The sequence below is a fragment of the Tolumonas auensis DSM 9187 genome (assembly GCF_000023065.1).
Classification (GTDB): domain Bacteria; phylum Pseudomonadota; class Gammaproteobacteria; order Enterobacterales; family Aeromonadaceae; genus Tolumonas; species Tolumonas auensis.
In genome coordinates this window covers 1042284-1057768 of the sequence record NC_012691.1, presented here as the reverse complement: position 1 = coordinate 1057768, position 15485 = coordinate 1042284, and the positions used below count along the sequence as shown (strand labels likewise).

Sequence of the window (15485 nt, the reverse complement as noted above, 5' to 3'; positions counted from 1 at the left end):
GATGTGCATTACTCTGGATCCCGGGCAGCTGATCTGAATGGAAATGTAGCCACCTTCATTCTGTTTTCGTAAACCGATTCTTTTTTGTAAACCGATTCTTTTTTGTAAACCGGTAATTTAGCCCCGCAGTCAAATGCAGGGCCTTTTTTTTAGTTCACACAGCAACAACCTGTTCCACCAGCAACTGTACAGAACGTTGCCCGCGCCATTCATTGATATCCAGGCGATAGACCAGTTGCACCTGCCCTACCGAAGCATCCGGCCAGCGCGCCAGATCCACATTGAACGCAATCGCATCCAGGCGCGGTCCATTCGGCACTTCAACTTCCATTTTCAGGTGCTTACTGCCGACCAGCCGCTGATGCCGCAGATGAAACACCCCATCAAAACAGGGTTCCGGGAACGCTTGTCCCCACGGTCCGGCACTGCGTAACGCCTCAGCCATCTCCAGAGAAAATTCCTGCGGGAACAGCTCGCCATCCGTCAGCACCATACCGGTCAGCTGTTCCGGTGCTAACCATTCAGTAACCAAGGCAGTGAAACGTTCGCGGAATGGCTCCAGACTTGATTTCGGTAAAGACAAACCCGCAGCCATGGCATGACCGCCATATTTGCTGATCAATCCGGGATGCAGCTGATCCAGTCGTTCCAGCGCATCACGCATGTGTAAGCCCGGAATGGAACGCCCGGAGCCTTTCAGTTCATCCTCTCCGGCTTCAGCAAACGCAAATACCGGACGGTGATACTGCTCCTTAATGCGCGAAGCCACTAACCCGACCACGCCCTGATGCCAGTCATCCTGATGCAATACCAGAGCGGCGGGTAATTCACCTTCCAGCGACTTCAGCCGGGATAACGTTGCCTGCGCTTCCAGTTGCATACTGCCTTCAATGACTTTACGTTCCTGATTCAGGGAGTCCATCTGTGAGGCCAGATGACGTGCGACGTGATCATCATTGGAAAGCAGACAGGCAATCCCCATCGTCATGTCATCCAGACGACCGACGGCATTCAGCCGCGGGCCAAGGAAAAAACCCAGATCGCTGGCGGTCAGACGGGAAAGATCGCGCCCGGCCACGTCGCATAAGGCTTTAATTCCGGCCCGGCAACGACCAGCGCGAATGCGTTGTAATCCCTGATGAACCAGGATCCGGTTGTTATTATCCAGTGCGACCACATCGGCAACTGTGCCCAGAGCAACCAGATCGAGGTAATCAGCAACATTCGGTGCCGTGATGTTCTGCTGCGCAAACCACCCCAGCTGTTGCAGATGACTGCGCAATGCGGCCATCAGATAGAAGGCGACCCCGACACCGGCCAGATTACCGGAGCCAAACTGACAGCCCAGCTGATTCGGGTTAACAATCGCATCCGCCTGCGGCAGCTCCGCACCGGGTAAATGGTGATCGGTAATCAGTACTTTCATACCCTGCTGACGGGCAGTTTCCACACCGGCAATACTGGAGATGCCATTATCAACCGTGATCAATAACTCTGCTTTTTGCTGTGCCGCCAGCATGACGATTTCCGGGCTCAAGCCATAGCCATACTCAAACCGGTTTGGCACCAGATACGCGACCTGCTGTGCGCCCATCGCACGTAATGCCAGCATCATCAGCGCAGTACTGGTCGCACCATCGCAGTCAAAATCGCCCACAATGACAATCCGTCGTTGCTGCTGCAAAGCGTCGGTCAGCAATTCTAACGCCTGCGGCAACCCTTTCAGCCCCTGCGGAGACAGCAAACTGCTGGCAGAGCGATTTAATTCATCGGCATGTTTTATACCGCGGCTGGCATAAATCTGGCGTAAACGGGCGGGAATATCCGCAGGTAAAAATGAGTCGTCTACCTGCGGGCGACGGCGAAGCTTAAAAGTCATCATGAATTATTTGTCAGATCAATCGAAGGCTATATCAGCGAGCACGTTAGCCCGCTGATAAGCGATTAGCAAGATCAGAGATTACCGATTTCCTTATCCTGCGGATAAGCCACCTGATAACCGGTATCCAGAGTCACTGCTTTCCCTGCCGGTAAAGGCAGTTCCCAGCGCTGAATACCCGCTTCCTGATCAACGTTCTGTTCTTTCGGCGCAACGGTGCCTTCCAGCACAGACACCTTGATATCCTGCTGTTTGGAAACAGGCCAGCTATCCAGCACAGTCAGTGTCATTGGCTTATTGTGGCCGTTAGTAACTTGCAGCTGATAGTGACGCTGCAGGGTCTGCTGTTTATTCAGCACACCGGATTGGCCGGCTTCATCTTTCAGTGTCTGCCACTCAAGCTTAACGGCATCATCAGCACCAAAGCCCATGGCGATCTGATCTTTCGGTGCCAGTAATGGCTGATCCACCTTGCCCACTCTGACGCCATCCCGCTGCAGTAACCACTCGCCAGGTAACAATGGTGTGGCAGATGGATTTTCCAGTCGGGCGTAAAGATACGCATGCGTATCAAAACGTGGTACGACCTGTAAATTCAGCGCAACCGGCCACTGCTGCTGTTGCAACACCACCCGCTGTTTTTCTTCGCTGGAATTGAGGCTGATCTTGCCCGGGATCTGATAAGAGACATGATAACCGCTGTCGATCACTGCTGCTTTTTGCTCTTCAACCGGCGCGGCCGCTGCCATCATCTCCGGCATGACCCGATCTTCCATCAGCCCAGCTGATTTCGTCATGGTGGTGCGAGGTACCGGCTGCAGATAATCGATCCACCAGCTGGATAATGCCGGCGGCTCTACCGCGGCACTCGGCTGTAATGTCGACAATGTCAGTGCCACGTTATCCCAGTTTTCACCCGTGTTTTGCTGCACATAAGCTGCCTGAGTCACGGCCAGTTTGCTCTGTTGCGTATCAAGATTAGCGTCATACACCGGATACCAGCTTGCATCACTAAGCTGATAACTCAGCTTCATTGCCAACTTGCCACCACCGGACTGCAGATGAACCACAGCAATTTTGTTGTCCTGCTGGCGGTTATTGAGCTGCTCCAGCTCTCTTTGCGTCACGTCGATTTGCTGTTTTACTACACGAATTTCTTTTGCCAGCGCGACTTTAGCCGCACCAATCTCTTTCATTCCGGCACCCAGCGTCTGCCAGCCGGTACGCCATTGCGCCACGGAGCTATCAGCAGATTTACTGTCGGAACGAGCACCACCGCCCTGTTCAGCCAGTTTTTGCAGATAGATTTGTTGGGTGTTGAGTGCCAGTTCATCGGCTTGCAGTAATGCCAGCTGATCCTGCTGCGCGATGAGTTTGTCCTGCAGTTCTTTTGCCCGCGGTAACACCAGTTCGCTGCGCACTTCGTTTTTAAGTTCTACACTGGCGACCGAACTGCCTTTATCACCACTGCCCGTAATACGCAGTGAGTTTTCATCCAGGGTGGCTGGCAACCCGGCAACCAGAACCGTCTGCGGGCCGGCAGGCAATTCAACCGCAAAAGTGCGGGTCACGGTCGCAGAAGCCGGATAGACGGTAACAGCAGAAATCTGACTCTCGATCACCTGTTCCGCCATCGCTGACGACACCATTAATGCCAGTACACTGAAGGAAAAAACGCGTATTGCTTTATTAGACATAAATCACTCCCGTAACGAATTCTGCTATCCGGCACTATGCGCGCGGATGATGTTCCTGATGCAACTCCTGCAAACGCGCCTGAGCGACATGAGTATAAATCTGTGTGGTCGATAAATCTGAGTGCCCGAGCAACATCTGCACGACACGTAAGTCCGCGCCATGATTCAGTAAATGTGTGGCAAAAGCATGCCTGAGGGTATGTGGTGACAGATCAGAGGTAATGTTGGCTCGTACGGCATACAACTTAATACGATGCCAGAACGTCTGCCGCGTCATCTGCTGTGAACGGTTGGATGGAAATAACACATCCGACGCCTGTTCATGCAGTAACGTCATCCGCCCTTCCCGCATGAAACGCTGTATCCAGTATTGAGCCTCTTCGCCGGTCGGTACCAGACGGTCTTTATTGCCTTTCCCGGTTACCCGCACATACGCCATATTCGATGCCAGCTGATGCATCTGCAAACCGACAAGCTCTGAGACACGCAGACCGGTGGCATATAAAAGCTCCAGCATGGCTTTATCACGCAGTTCGATAGGATCCTGCACATCCGGCTCAGCCAGTAATGCTTCCACCTGCTCTTCACTGATGTCTTTCGGCAAACGCAGCGGTAATTTCGGACTATCCAGCGCAACCGTCGGATCATCAGCCCGGAGCTGTTCACGGATCAGAAATTGATAGAAGCGGCGCAACGCACTGAGTAGACGGGCGGTTGACGTGGCTTTAAAACCCTGATCGATACGCCAGGCCAGATAGGCGTGCAGCAGCAAAGTATCCAGAGTCAGATAAGAGGACGCTTTGCTATCCAGCCAGTCATTCAGCTTATACAGATCGGTGCGGTAAGAAGAAATGGTATTATCCGAGAGTCCGCGATCCAGCCAGAGCATATCCAGAAATTGTTCTATCAGCGGGTTATCTTGTTTCATTATTAATTTGTTACCTTTATTGGCGATCCGCTCCGTGCTTTTGTAACATGGAATCAGTTTTGTTGTCCGGAAATCATTATGCAAATTGGTCTGTTTTACGGCTCCAGCACCTGTTATACCGAAATGGTCGCAGAAAAAATCCAGTCTATTCTGGGTGCCGATTTAATTACTCTCCATAATCTGGCGGATACCCCGGTCAGCAAAATGGCGGATTACCCCATCCTGCTGCTCGGTATTCCTACCTGGGATTTCGGTGAACTTCAGACAGACTGGGCCAATAACTGGGATGTTATCGATCAGGTTGATCTGAACGGTAAAATCGTCGCGCTATTCGGGCTGGGCGATCAGGGAGCCTATGGCGAGTGGTTTCTGGATGCAATGGGATTATTGCATGACAAACTGCTGGCCAAAGGTTGTCAGATCGTTGGTTACTGGCCAAATGAAGGCTATGAATTCGACGCATCCAAAGCCCTGGTCGCTGATGGCAGCTATTTTTGTGGGCTGGCACTGGATGAAGTCACCCAATATGAGCAGACCGATGAGCGGCTGCAAAAATGGCTGCCGCAAGTACTGGAGGAGATTGCCCAGCTATGCTGAGCAAGAACTAGGCTGACATCCGCAGATAAAACTCATCGGCCAGTGCGATGAATTCCGGGGAGTAACGGTTGTCTGTCTCACGCAGGCAAAGTTGCTCCTCTTCTGTTTCTGCCGGTTTGCGACTCAGCAATAACAGCACCAGATTTGGCGCTTTACCCCGTTTGGTCTCAACCCGGCAACGGCGTTGTAAATACCAGCCACCCGCTGTTGCCAATGCAACCAATTGTTCACCCTCTTCTACCGGTAGCACCAGCGCCAGCTTACCGAATGGCGTCAGTAATCGCGCTGCACTTTCCAGTAAGGCCGTCTGATCCAGCTCCCCGGTGTGCCGCGCAAGCTGGCGGGCAGCATCAGGCAGTGTTTGTCCGTGAACAAAATAAGGCGGATTACTGATGATCAGATCGTAATGGGGCGCCTGAAAAGTACGGATATCGTGCCGGATAACACGAATACGTTCCCGCCATGGCGAAGCATTTATATTTTCCTCCGCCTGTTTCACCGCGTCCTTATCCAGCTCCACCGCATCGATCTGCACCTGTTGTGCGGTGCGCTGCGCCAGCATCAGCGCCAGAATACCGGTGCCGGTACCAATATCCAGAATGCGTTTTGCCCCTCTGACCGGCGTCCAGCTGCCCAGAACAATACTGTCGGTACCGACCTTCATCGCACAGCGATCCTGGTCAATATGAAATTGTTTAAAAGTAAAACTATGACCACCCATACAATGTTTCGTCTTCTGAATTTTGAGTAACACTAAAATAGCTGCGAATTTTACGCCATACTTGCCTATAATGTGCGCCCTCATTTGTAAGTCAGGAAGTCGTTTATGTCTTTTGAATCCTTAGAATTGGATCCCGTTCTGCTGCAAGCCGTGGAAGAACTGGGTTTCAAACGCCCAACCACCATTCAATCACAAGTGATCCCGGTGGCGATGGAAGGACGCGATGTGATGGCTTCCGCACCGACCGGTACCGGTAAAACAGCCGCATTCCTGTTGCCTATTATGCAGCACATGATCGATTTCCCGCGCCGCCGTCCCGGCCCGGCCCGTGCATTGATCTTAACGCCAACCCGTGAGCTGGCTCTGCAAATCACCGAACAGGCCGAAGCACTGGCTGCCTACACACATATGAAAGTTGCCAGCATCATCGGTGGTGTTGCGGAAGAGAAACAACTTCCTGCATTAGAAAAAACTGTCGATATCATCATCGCGACCCCCGGTCGTCTGATGCAATACATTGAAGATGAACGCTTCGACAGCCGTGATATTGAAATTCTGGTGCTTGATGAAGCTGACCGCATGCTGGATATGGGCTTTATCGGTGATGTTGATCGTATCGCTGCTGAAGCCCGCTGGCGCAAACAGACCATGCTGTTCTCCGCGACGCTGGAAGGCGCGGGTCTGAAGAAATTTGCCGAAGACCTGCTGAAAGATCCGGCAGAGCTGTATGCCGAACCACCACGCAGTGAACGCAAGAAAATTCAGCAGCTGGTTTATTTTGCTGACACTGCAGAGCATAAATTCAATCTGCTGAAATACCTGCTGCAGCAGGAAGACGTAACACGCAGCATCATCTTTGTTAAAACCCGTGAGCGCCTGGCAGAACTGGTCAGTCAGTTGCAGGCCAATGGTATCGATTGCGCCTGGCTGCGCGGTGAAATGGAACAGGAAAAGCGTATTGAAGCACTGAACCGTTTCCGTTCCGACCGGGTGAAAATTCTGGTGGCAACCGATGTCGCTTCGCGTGGTATCGACTTACCGGACGTGAGTCATGTGTTTAACTACGACATGCCGCGTTCTGCTGACACCTATATTCACCGTATCGGCCGTACCGGTCGTGCCGGCAAAAAAGGTTGTGCAATCAACCTGATCGAAGCGCATGACGTTGGCATGATGGAACGCGTTGAGCGTTACGCTGAAGAAAAAATGATGCGTCGTGTGGTAGACAGCATGCGTCCGCAGCACAAAATCAGCAAACCCGCCGGTAAGCGCAAAGAGAAAAAAGAAGACGAGAAAAAAGACGAGAAAAAACCGAAAGAAAAAATCCGTCATCGCGTCAGCAAAAACAAAGGCAAACCAGACTGGGCGAAAAAACACGCCGAAAAAGCAGCTAAAGCGGCTGAAAAACCAGAGTCTAAATAACAGCCTCACCATCCCGCCTGTTCCCGCAGGCGGGTTTATTCTTCTGCTACTTTGTTCTTCTGTTACTGCGACAGATCTTCCGGACGACGAAACACCAACTTGTTTTCCGTCGATAACTCAGGGCAATACCCGTAACCGGCCACGGTAAAATCCAGCAATTGCTCAGGCTTACTGATGCGTTCTTTTACTAAATACCGCGCCATCAGCCCGCGTGCCTTTTTCGCGTAAAAGCTGATGATTTTATATTTACCGTTTTTCTCGTCCTGAAATACCGGTGTGATCACCCGCCCCGCCAGCCGTTTGACATTCACCGACTTGAAATATTCATCCGATGCCAGATTCAGCAGCACATTATCCCCCTGCTCTGTCAGTGCCTGATTCAGATGTCCGGTAATAATATCGCCCCAGAAAGCATACAGATCCTTTCCCCGCGGATTACCGAGCTTAGTGCCCATTTCCAGCCGGTACGGTTGCAATAAATCCAGCGGACGTAACAGACCATACAGCCCGGAGAGAATGCGGATATGCTGCTGCGCCACATCCAGATCGGCATCATCAAAATCCTGTGCAGCCAGACCGGAATAAACATCGCCATTAAATGCCAGCACGGCAGGACGGGCATTCTGCGGTGTTGCAACCGGCTCCCACTGAGCATAACGCGCCACATTCAGTCCGGCCAGCTTGTCACTCAGATGCATCAGAGAAGCAATATCAGCCGGTGCAAACTGACGTAGTTGTTCAATCAGTAATGCAGATTCATGCATCAGTGCCGGTTCAGAAAAACGGGAAGTAGTGAGCGGAGATTCATAATCCAGAGATTTGGCAGGAGACAGCACAGCCAGCATATACACCTCAATAAAAAAGGATGAAGCAGTAACTTGTTATCAACATGTTACCACTTCATCCCTGTTATTGCTGCTTATGCGACGGTCACGTTATCCAGCATGCCAGAGTCAAAATTACCACCAGCAGCCATCTTGATCATGACGCGGACTTCATTGCTTGAATCTGCAAACGCCAGCGCTTCATCAAAGCCAATCGCACCTTGCTGATACAACTCAAACAAAGATTGATCAAACGTAGACATGCCCAGTTCGCGGGAACGGGACATTGTCTCTTTCAGACGATGCACTTCACCTTTACGCATAATGTCACTGATCAGCGGTGAATTAAGCATAATCTCAAATGCAGCCCGCCGGCTTTTACCATCGATCGTCGGCACCAGTTGCTGCGCCACAATAGCTTTTAAGTTGAATGCCAGATCGTACATCAGCAGACGATGCTTTTCTGCCGGCACCAAGTGAAGAATACGTTCTATAGCCTGGTTTGCATTATTCGCATGCAGTGTAGCCATGCAAAGATGACCGGTTTCCGCAAACGATAAGGCAAATTCCATGGTCTCTTCAGAACGAATTTCACCGATCAGAATAACGTCCGGAGCCTGGCGTAACGCACTTTTCAGACCTTCATCAAACGAGAGCGTATCCGAGCCGACTTCACGCTGCGTGATCAGACTGCGATCATGCTTATGCACGAATTCGACCGGGTCTTCAATCGTCAGAATATGGTCGTTCGCATGACTGTTACGGTAACCAATCATTGCCGCCTGCGTCGTCGATTTACCCGCACCGGTCGCACCAACAAACAGGATCAACCCGCGCTTTGCCATTGCCAGTTCTTTAACCGACATTGGCAAAAACAGCTCATCACAGGTTGGGATCACCGTCTCGATACGCCGGATAGAGCACCCCGGGCAATCCTGCTGCCAGAAAGCACTGACACGGAACCGGCCTAATCCGGGACAATTGATCGCAAAGTTCGCTTCTCTGTTTTCCACATATGAACGAAAACGCTCATCCGTCATCGTCTGGCGAACCAGATTAAGAACTTCATCTTCCTCCAGCAATTGATCGCCCAGACGACGGATCTTACCGTTCACTTTAAGTGAAGGCTGGATACCGACAGAAATAAATAAATCCGACCCTTTTTCATCAACCAAAATGCGCAATAAATTAGCCAGTTCCATAACATCATCCTTACAGTATGGAGTTAGGATCAACAGCCTTCGCTTTAGCGTCCTGAACAGAAATCAAACCACGCGAAACCAGATTCTTTAAACAATAGTCCATGGTTTGCATACCATGCACCATTCCGGTCTGAATAACTGAGTACATTTGAGCCACTTTATCTTCACGGATAAGGTTCCGGATTGCCGGAATACCGATCATGATCTCATGCGCAGCAAGACGGCCGCCGCCGTTTTTCTTCATCAGCGTCTGGGAAATAACGGCTCGCATGGATTCTGACAACATAGAACGGACCATCGCTTTTTCTTCGCCGGGGAAGACGTCGATAATACGGTCGATGGTTTTTGCCGCAGAGGTGGTATGCAGAGTACCAAACACCAGGTGACCGGTTTCCGCGGCAGTCAGTGCCAGACGAATGGTTTCCAGATCTCGCATTTCACCGACCAGAATGATATCCGGATCTTCACGCAACGCTGAACGCAGTGCCGCATTAAAGCTCTTGGTATCACGGAACACTTCACGCTGGTTAACCAGACACTGCTTGCTCTGATGGACGAATTCGATAGGATCTTCGATGGTAATAATATGGTGATTATAGTGATCGTTAATGTAATCGATCATCGCTGCCAGCGTGGTGGATTTACCAGAACCTGTCGGGCCGGTAACCAGAACCAACCCTCTTGGATTTTCAGCAATATCTCTGAATATCGGCGGAGCGCCCAGTTCATCAAGCGTCAGCACCTTACTCGGAATGGTACGGAACGCAGCGGCCACACCCCGGCTCTGGTTAAATGCATTCACACGGAAACGAGCCAGATTCGGTATCTCAAACGAGAAGTCGACTTCCAAATCCTCTTCAAATACCTTACGCTGATGGTCGTTCATGATGTCATATACCAGACTGTGCACCTGCCGATGTTCTAACGCCGGTACATTGATACGCCGGACATCGCCATCAACACGAATCATAGGTGGCAACCCGGCAGACAGATGCAAGTCTGATGCATTATGTTTAACACCAAAGGCCAATAATTCGGTTATATCCATTTATTAATCCCACTCCCAACAAAAACTGAAACAATGAATGATATCGAATCACGCTTACTTGCCATAAAAGAACAGATCACCTCTCACGCCCGTCAGGCTGGCCGCTCTCCGAATGAAATAAAGCTTCTGGCAGTTAGTAAAACCAAACCGGTAGAAGCGATACAGGAAGCGTATCAGGCCGGACAACGGCTGTTTGGTGAATCTTATGTGCAGGAAGCGATCACTAAAATTCAACAGTTAAATAATTCATCCGATTATGCCGGTATCGAATGGCATTTCATCGGCCCGTTACAATCCAATAAAACCAAGCTGGTGGCTGAGCACTTTGATTGGGTGCACAGCATCGATCGTGAAAAAACAGCTCAACGACTCAATGAACAACGACCAGCCAATCTTCCGGCACTGAACGTTTGTATTCAGGTTAATATTAGCGGAGAACGGACCAAATCGGGTATTACTGCTGATGAAGTTTTTGGCCTGGCTGGCATAATCAGCGAATTTCCCCACTTAAAATTACGCGGATTGATGACAATTGCAGAAAATACCGATGACTTGGACGTCGTTCGTGATAATTTTCTGCACATGCAAGAGTTGTTTAACCGTCTGAAAAACCAATATCCTTCCGTAGATACATTATCTATGGGCATGACCGATGATATGTCAGTCGCTATCAGCAGCGGCTCTACCATGGTAAGAATCGGAACCGCAATCTTCGGAAGCAGAGAATATAAGTAGGAATCATGGAACAGAGAAATATTGCTTTTATCGGTGCCGGCAACATGGCACGCAGCCTGATCAGTGGCTTAATCAACGCGGGTTTCCCGGGCAGCAAAATCCACGCCACAGATATTGATGCCGATAAAGCGCAGCAACTGGGTGCCGAATTCGGTATTACCGGCAGCAATGATAATGTTACCGCGGTGAAAGGCGCGGATGTCATCGTGCTGGCCGTTAAACCACAGTTTATGGCTGAAATGCTGACACAGCTGGCCCCGGCGATTGGTGATTTCGGCAACAAGCTGATCATCTCTATCGCAGCCGGCGTCAGCGTGGCTCGGATACAGAGTCTGCTGAATGGTCACCAGAATATCGTTCGTTGCATGCCAAACACCCCATCATTGATCGGTATCGGTATGACCGGATTGTTCGCATCAGCCCCGGTAAACGCAGCTGATCGTCAGTTTGCACAGGACATGCTGCAAGCGGTCGGCAAAACTGTGTGGGTCGACAATGAAGCCGCAATCAATGGCGTTACTGCAGCCTCAGGCAGCGGCCCGGCTTACTTCTTCCTGTTCATGCAATACATGGTAGAAGAAGCACAACGCATGGGCTTCAGTGCCGACGATGCCCGTCAACTGGTACAGGAAACCGCACTGGGCGCAGCGCAGATGGTAATTGCCAATCCGGAAACTGAACTGGCGACATTACGTGCCCAGGTTACTTCTAAAGGTGGTACCACTGCCGCTGCAATTAACGCCTTTGAAGAAGGTAAACTGGCTGAGTTGGTAAGTGCCGCCATGCAGGCCGCGCAGCACCGGGCTGAAGAAATGGAAACATTGTTCTAAGGATCTTCATGAATACACTGTTTTTTCTGCTGGATACCGTATTCAGCATTTATCTGATGGTTGTACTGTTACGCTTCTGGCTGCAATGGACCAAAGCCGATTTTTACAATCCGCTGAGCCAGTTCTGCGTCAAACTGACGCATCCGATTCTGACGCCATTACGTCGAGTTATTCCCGGCTTCCGCGGCATTGATTTTGCGTCCCTGCTGCTGGCCTATGTGGTCGCTGTATTGAAATTCGTGACATTTATGTCACTCGGCATTTTGAAAATTAACGTAACCGGTCTGCTGCTACTCAGTTTTCTGGTCGTTCTGAAACAAGCCGGTTCCCTGCTGTTCTGGGTGCTGATCGCGCGGGCCATCTTAAGCTGGATCAGTCAGGGTCGCAGTTCGGTGGAATATGTCCTCTTTCAGCTGACAGAGCCACTGCTCAGCCCGATCCGTCGTTTCCTGCCATCATTAGGCGGACTGGATCTGTCGGTACTGGTGCTGTTCCTGATCCTGCAGGGTATTAACTTCCTGATGCTAGATCTGGTCGGACCGTTGTGGAACCAGCTTTAATGGCTGGTTTCAGAAAAGAGAATGATGAAGTATGGCTGGATGTTTACATCCAGCCTAAAGCCAGCCGGGATCAGATCCAGGGCTGGCACGGTGAAGAGCTGAAAATTGCGATTACTGCCCCGCCGGTAGATGGTCAGGCAAACGCCCATCTTATTAAATTTCTGGCCAAGCAGTTTAAAGTCGCCAAAAGCCAGATCGTGATCCACAAAGGTGAACTGGGACGGCATAAAACCGTACGCATTACCTCTCCGCAGCAGCTTCCGGCAATACTGGATCAGTCAGCAGACTGATCCCTCCTCTGTAAGACATTCCATGCCGTTAATCGGTGGTACAGAACGGCATCCAACGTTATCATGTCGACGATTTGAACTCGGAGTCTGAATATGGAAAAGGTCGTTCTTGCCACCGGCAACAAAAAGAAAGTTGAAGAGCTTAATGCCTTACTGGCCGATCTGGATTACGCAGTCGTACCACAAAGTGAATTCAATGTAGAAAGCGTACCGGAAACAGGCACTACGTTTGTTGAAAATGCCATTATCAAAGCGCGCCATGCGGCCCGTGTTACCGGACTGCCGGCAATTGCTGATGACTCAGGCATCGAAGTTGACGCACTGCTGGGCCGTCCTGGTGTTTATTCCGCGCGTTATGCCGGTGAAGATGCGTCCGACGAGGACAATCTGGAAAAACTGCTGGAAGACATGAACGGTGTACCAGCCGTATTACGTTCAGCCCGCTACTGGTGTGTGCTGGTGTATATGCGTCATGCCGATGATCCGACCCCGATCATCTGTCAGGCCAGCTGGGAAGGCTCACTGGCAACCGAACCAACAGGTGAAAATGGCTTTGGTTATGATCCGATTTTCAATGTACCGGATCTGGACTGCACCGCTGCAGAGTTAGATCCTGCTACCAAAAATAGTTTGAGCCACCGTGGTAAAGCACTGGCAAAACTCGTTAAAGCCCTGCAAGAGTAATTTATGCTGCAACTGCCGCCACTGAGTCTGTATATCCATATTCCCTGGTGCGTACAGAAATGTCCGTACTGCGATTTCAACTCACATGCACTGAAACAGGAAGTGCCGGAAACAGACTATGTGGCAGCATTGCTGGCCGATCTGGATGCGGATCTGGCTTATGTGCAGGGGCGTCAGTTACAGAGTATTTTCATCGGCGGCGGTACACCAAGTCTGTTCTCCGCTGCAGCAATCAAGGTCCTGCTGCAAGGCGTTGCAACACGGATTCCTTTTGCTGACGATATTGAAATTACGCTGGAAGCGAATCCCGGTACGGTGGAAGCAGGTCGGTTCGCTGGTTATCAGCAAGCTGGCGTGACCCGCATCAGCATCGGCGTACAGAGCTTTCAGCCGGAGAAATTACAGCGCTTAGGTCGTATTCACGATCCGAAACAAGCCGTCGCTGCTGGTTTGCAAGCCAGACAGGCCGGACTGCGCAGTTTCAACATCGATCTGATGCATGGTTTACCGGAGCAAACTATCAGTGATGCGCTCTTTGATCTGCAACAGGCGATTGATATCGCCCCGCCGCATCTTTCCTGGTATCAGCTGACGATCGAGCCCAACACCGCTTTTGGCTCCCGTCCGCCGGTATTACCCGAAGATGAAACGCTGTGGGATATACAGGAACAGGGCCATCAGTTGTTACTGGCTGCCGGTTACCGGCAATATGAGATCTCCGCCTACGCCAAGCCGGGTTACGAATGCCGGCATAATCTCAATTACTGGCAGTTCGGTGACTATCTCGGCATCGGCTGCGGCGCACACGGCAAAATCACGTTGCCGGCAGAAGATCGCATCATCCGTACCGCCAAAGTGAAACATCCGAAAGGCTATCTCGATCCGGAGCGTACATTCCTGGATCAGTGCTGGAATGTGGAAAACGACGATCGTCCGTTCGAATATTTTATGAACCGGATGCGCCTGTTCCAGCCCATTCCTAAAAACGAATTTATCGCCCGGACCAGCCTGAGCGCCGAATCGGTAGAGCCGCTGTTTAAACGTGCATATGAACAGGGTTTACTGGAACAAACGGAAAGCGAATGGCAGGTGACAGAAACAGGTCATCGTTACCTGAACAGTCTGCTGACGATGCTGATGGAAGATTAAAAAATAACGGCCTGATTCGATTAAGAACAGGCCGTTAACTTTTCAGCAGACGTTAAAACTAAAAGGCTCAGCTCTGACGGGCAAACAACAGATCCCACACACCATGACCCAGACGGTGGCCACGCTGTTCAAATTTAGTCAGCGGACGGGAATCAGGGCGTGGCGCATAATCGCCTTCCACGGTATTCACAAACCCTTCAGCGGCATTCATCACTTCCAGCATATGCTCTGCGTAGTTTTCCCAATCAGTCGCCATATGGAAGACACCACCGATTTTCAGTTTCGGACGCAGCATCTGTACAAACGCAGGCTGCACAATGCGGCGTTTGTGATGACGCGATTTATGCCATGGATCAGGGAAGAACAACTGTAGCGTATCAATGCTCTGATCCGGGATCATCTGACCCAGAACCTCTACCGCATCATGGCAAAACAGACGCAGATTAGTAATGCCCGCTTCCTGAGCGGAAGTCAGACAAGCGCCCACGCCCGGACGATGCACTTCAATACCAATAAAATTCTTTTCAGGCGCAGCAGCAGCCATTTCAACCAATGACTTACCCATGCCGAAACCAATTTCCAGCACCACTGGCGCTTCACGGCCAAACAGCGCGGTTAGATCCAGCATTTCATCGCGGAATTCAACGCCCATCACCGGCCATAACTCCTGTAATGCACGTTCCTGGCCTTTAGTCAGACGGCCTTCACGACGTACAAAACTACGGATACGACGCATGAATTTACCATCTTCGGTAGTCTCTTCACCGACGTTCATTTCATTATGCTCGGTCATGGTGTCTCTCTATCAGTTAACAGGGCGTTGGCATTATCCAGAGATAGCCTGAAGGTGCAAGCATAAAGCCGCCATTCAGGACGATTTCATCCGGTAATCCCCTACTTTTTATGCCGTTTACAGCAC

The 15485-nt window shown here is 50.8% G+C and carries 16 protein-coding genes; 8 read left to right on the top strand and 8 right to left on the bottom strand.

Going from position 1 to position 15485, the window contains the following annotated elements; translation table 11 throughout:
- Positions 1 to 154: 154 nt before the first annotated feature.
- The 3 genes from recJ to xerD form a co-directional block, all read right to left on the bottom strand.
- Complete coding sequence (gene recJ / locus TOLA_RS05010; RefSeq protein WP_041609705.1) at positions 155 to 1879, bottom strand: single-stranded-DNA-specific exonuclease RecJ; 1725 nt, start codon at positions 1877 to 1879, stop codon at positions 155 to 157.
- Positions 1880 to 1953: 74 nt separating this feature from the next.
- Positions 1954 to 3576 carry a DUF4139 domain-containing protein gene (locus TOLA_RS05005; protein ID WP_012729200.1) on the bottom strand — a complete coding sequence of 541 codons (1623 nt, stop codon included), beginning with the start codon at positions 3574 to 3576 and terminating at the stop codon, positions 1954 to 1956.
- A 34-nt stretch (positions 3577 to 3610) separates the two neighbouring features.
- Positions 3611 to 4507 (bottom strand): site-specific tyrosine recombinase XerD, encoded by an 897-nt coding sequence (xerD, locus tag TOLA_RS05000; RefSeq protein ID WP_041609704.1) that lies wholly within the window; start codon positions 4505 to 4507, stop codon positions 3611 to 3613.
- 75 nt (positions 4508 to 4582) lie between these two features.
- On the opposite strand from xerD, the gene fldB reads away from it, so the two are divergent.
- Entirely contained in the window at positions 4583 to 5101 is a 519-nt protein-coding gene (gene fldB / locus TOLA_RS04995; RefSeq protein ID WP_012729198.1) for a flavodoxin FldB, read from the top strand.
- 7 nt (positions 5102 to 5108) lie between these two features.
- On the opposite strand, the gene TOLA_RS04990 is transcribed toward fldB, so the two are convergent.
- Positions 5109 to 5822, bottom strand: a complete 714-nt coding sequence (locus tag TOLA_RS04990) for a tRNA1(Val) (adenine(37)-N6)-methyltransferase (RefSeq protein WP_041609468.1) — start codon at positions 5820 to 5822, stop codon at positions 5109 to 5111.
- A gap of 105 nt (positions 5823 to 5927) precedes the next feature.
- Between TOLA_RS04990 and srmB the strand changes: the two genes are divergently transcribed.
- A complete protein-coding gene (gene srmB, locus TOLA_RS04985; RefSeq protein WP_012729196.1) occupies positions 5928 to 7244 on the top strand; it encodes an ATP-dependent RNA helicase SrmB in 1317 nt (438 codons plus the stop codon).
- Positions 7245 to 7306: 62 nt separating this feature from the next.
- Here srmB and yaaA read toward each other — a convergent pair whose 3' ends face one another.
- The 3 genes from yaaA to TOLA_RS04970 all read right to left on the bottom strand — a co-directional run bounded on the left by yaaA (position 7307) and on the right by TOLA_RS04970 (position 10318).
- Positions 7307 to 8089 (bottom strand): peroxide stress protein YaaA, encoded by a 783-nt coding sequence (yaaA, locus tag TOLA_RS04980; protein WP_012729195.1) that lies wholly within the window; start codon positions 8087 to 8089, stop codon positions 7307 to 7309.
- Positions 8090 to 8163: 74 nt separating this feature from the next.
- Complete coding sequence (locus tag TOLA_RS04975) at positions 8164 to 9270, bottom strand: PilT/PilU family type 4a pilus ATPase (protein ID WP_012729194.1); 1107 nt, start codon at positions 9268 to 9270, stop codon at positions 8164 to 8166.
- Positions 9271 to 9280: 10 nt separating this feature from the next.
- Complete coding sequence (locus TOLA_RS04970) at positions 9281 to 10318, bottom strand: type IV pilus twitching motility protein PilT (RefSeq protein WP_012729193.1); 1038 nt, start codon at positions 10316 to 10318, stop codon at positions 9281 to 9283.
- A 33-nt stretch (positions 10319 to 10351) separates the two neighbouring features.
- Here TOLA_RS04970 and TOLA_RS04965 point away from each other — a divergent pair, with 33 nt between their 5' ends.
- The 6 genes from TOLA_RS04965 (at position 10352) to hemW (ending at position 14566) form a co-directional block, all read left to right on the top strand.
- Positions 10352 to 11053 carry a YggS family pyridoxal phosphate-dependent enzyme gene (locus TOLA_RS04965; protein WP_012729192.1) on the top strand — a complete coding sequence of 234 codons (702 nt, stop codon included), beginning with the start codon at positions 10352 to 10354 and terminating at the stop codon, positions 11051 to 11053.
- A gap of 5 nt (positions 11054 to 11058) precedes the next feature.
- Positions 11059 to 11883: a pyrroline-5-carboxylate reductase gene (gene proC, locus TOLA_RS04960; protein ID WP_012729191.1), complete on the top strand. Its 825-nt coding sequence runs from the start codon at positions 11059 to 11061 to the stop codon at positions 11881 to 11883.
- 8 nt (positions 11884 to 11891) lie between these two features.
- Positions 11892 to 12443 (top strand): YggT family protein, encoded by a 552-nt coding sequence (locus TOLA_RS04955; protein WP_012729190.1) that lies wholly within the window; start codon positions 11892 to 11894, stop codon positions 12441 to 12443.
- Entirely contained in the window at positions 12443 to 12733 is a 291-nt protein-coding gene (yggU, locus tag TOLA_RS04950; protein ID WP_012729189.1) for a DUF167 family protein YggU, read from the top strand. The genes TOLA_RS04955 and yggU overlap by 1 nt, the downstream gene beginning before the upstream one ends.
- Positions 12734 to 12826: 93 nt before the next feature.
- Complete coding sequence (gene rdgB, locus TOLA_RS04945; protein WP_012729188.1) at positions 12827 to 13417, top strand: RdgB/HAM1 family non-canonical purine NTP pyrophosphatase; 591 nt, start codon at positions 12827 to 12829, stop codon at positions 13415 to 13417.
- Positions 13418 to 13420: 3 nt separating this feature from the next.
- Complete coding sequence (hemW, locus tag TOLA_RS04940; RefSeq protein WP_012729187.1) at positions 13421 to 14566, top strand: radical SAM family heme chaperone HemW; 1146 nt, start codon at positions 13421 to 13423, stop codon at positions 14564 to 14566.
- A 67-nt stretch (positions 14567 to 14633) separates the two neighbouring features.
- Here hemW and trmB read toward each other — a convergent pair whose 3' ends face one another.
- A complete protein-coding gene (gene trmB, locus TOLA_RS04935; protein ID WP_012729186.1) occupies positions 14634 to 15359 on the bottom strand; it encodes a tRNA (guanosine(46)-N7)-methyltransferase TrmB in 726 nt (241 codons plus the stop codon).
- Between the last annotated feature and the right edge of the window lie 126 nt (positions 15360 to 15485).

Excerpts from the sequence above, each read along its gene's own strand:
- recJ (WP_041609705.1), bottom strand. The coding sequence starts at position 1,879 with ATGACTTTTAAGCTTCGCCGTCGCCCGCAGGTAGACGACTCATTTTTA.
- TOLA_RS05005 (WP_012729200.1), bottom strand. The coding sequence starts at position 3,576 with ATGTCTAATAAAGCAATACGCGTTTTTTCCTTCAGTGTACTGGCATTA.
- fldB (WP_012729198.1), top strand. The coding sequence starts at position 4,583 with ATGCAAATTGGTCTGTTTTACGGCTCCAGCACCTGTTATACCGAAATG.
- TOLA_RS04990 (WP_041609468.1), bottom strand. The coding sequence starts at position 5,822 with ATGGGTGGTCATAGTTTTACTTTTAAACAATTTCATATTGACCAGGAT.
- srmB (WP_012729196.1), top strand. The coding sequence starts at position 5,928 with ATGTCTTTTGAATCCTTAGAATTGGATCCCGTTCTGCTGCAAGCCGTG.
- yaaA (WP_012729195.1), bottom strand. The coding sequence starts at position 8,089 with ATGCTGGCTGTGCTGTCTCCTGCCAAATCTCTGGATTATGAATCTCCG.
- TOLA_RS04975 (WP_012729194.1), bottom strand. The coding sequence starts at position 9,270 with ATGGAACTGGCTAATTTATTGCGCATTTTGGTTGATGAAAAAGGGTCG.
- TOLA_RS04970 (WP_012729193.1), bottom strand. The coding sequence starts at position 10,318 with ATGGATATAACCGAATTATTGGCCTTTGGTGTTAAACATAATGCATCA.
- TOLA_RS04965 (WP_012729192.1), top strand. The coding sequence starts at position 10,352 with ATGAATGATATCGAATCACGCTTACTTGCCATAAAAGAACAGATCACC.
- proC (WP_012729191.1), top strand. The coding sequence starts at position 11,059 with ATGGAACAGAGAAATATTGCTTTTATCGGTGCCGGCAACATGGCACGC.
- TOLA_RS04955 (WP_012729190.1), top strand. The coding sequence starts at position 11,892 with ATGAATACACTGTTTTTTCTGCTGGATACCGTATTCAGCATTTATCTG.
- yggU (WP_012729189.1), top strand. The coding sequence starts at position 12,443 with ATGGCTGGTTTCAGAAAAGAGAATGATGAAGTATGGCTGGATGTTTAC.
- rdgB (WP_012729188.1), top strand. The coding sequence starts at position 12,827 with ATGGAAAAGGTCGTTCTTGCCACCGGCAACAAAAAGAAAGTTGAAGAG.
- hemW (WP_012729187.1), top strand. The coding sequence starts at position 13,421 with ATGCTGCAACTGCCGCCACTGAGTCTGTATATCCATATTCCCTGGTGC.
- trmB (WP_012729186.1), bottom strand. The coding sequence starts at position 15,359 with ATGACCGAGCATAATGAAATGAACGTCGGTGAAGAGACTACCGAAGAT.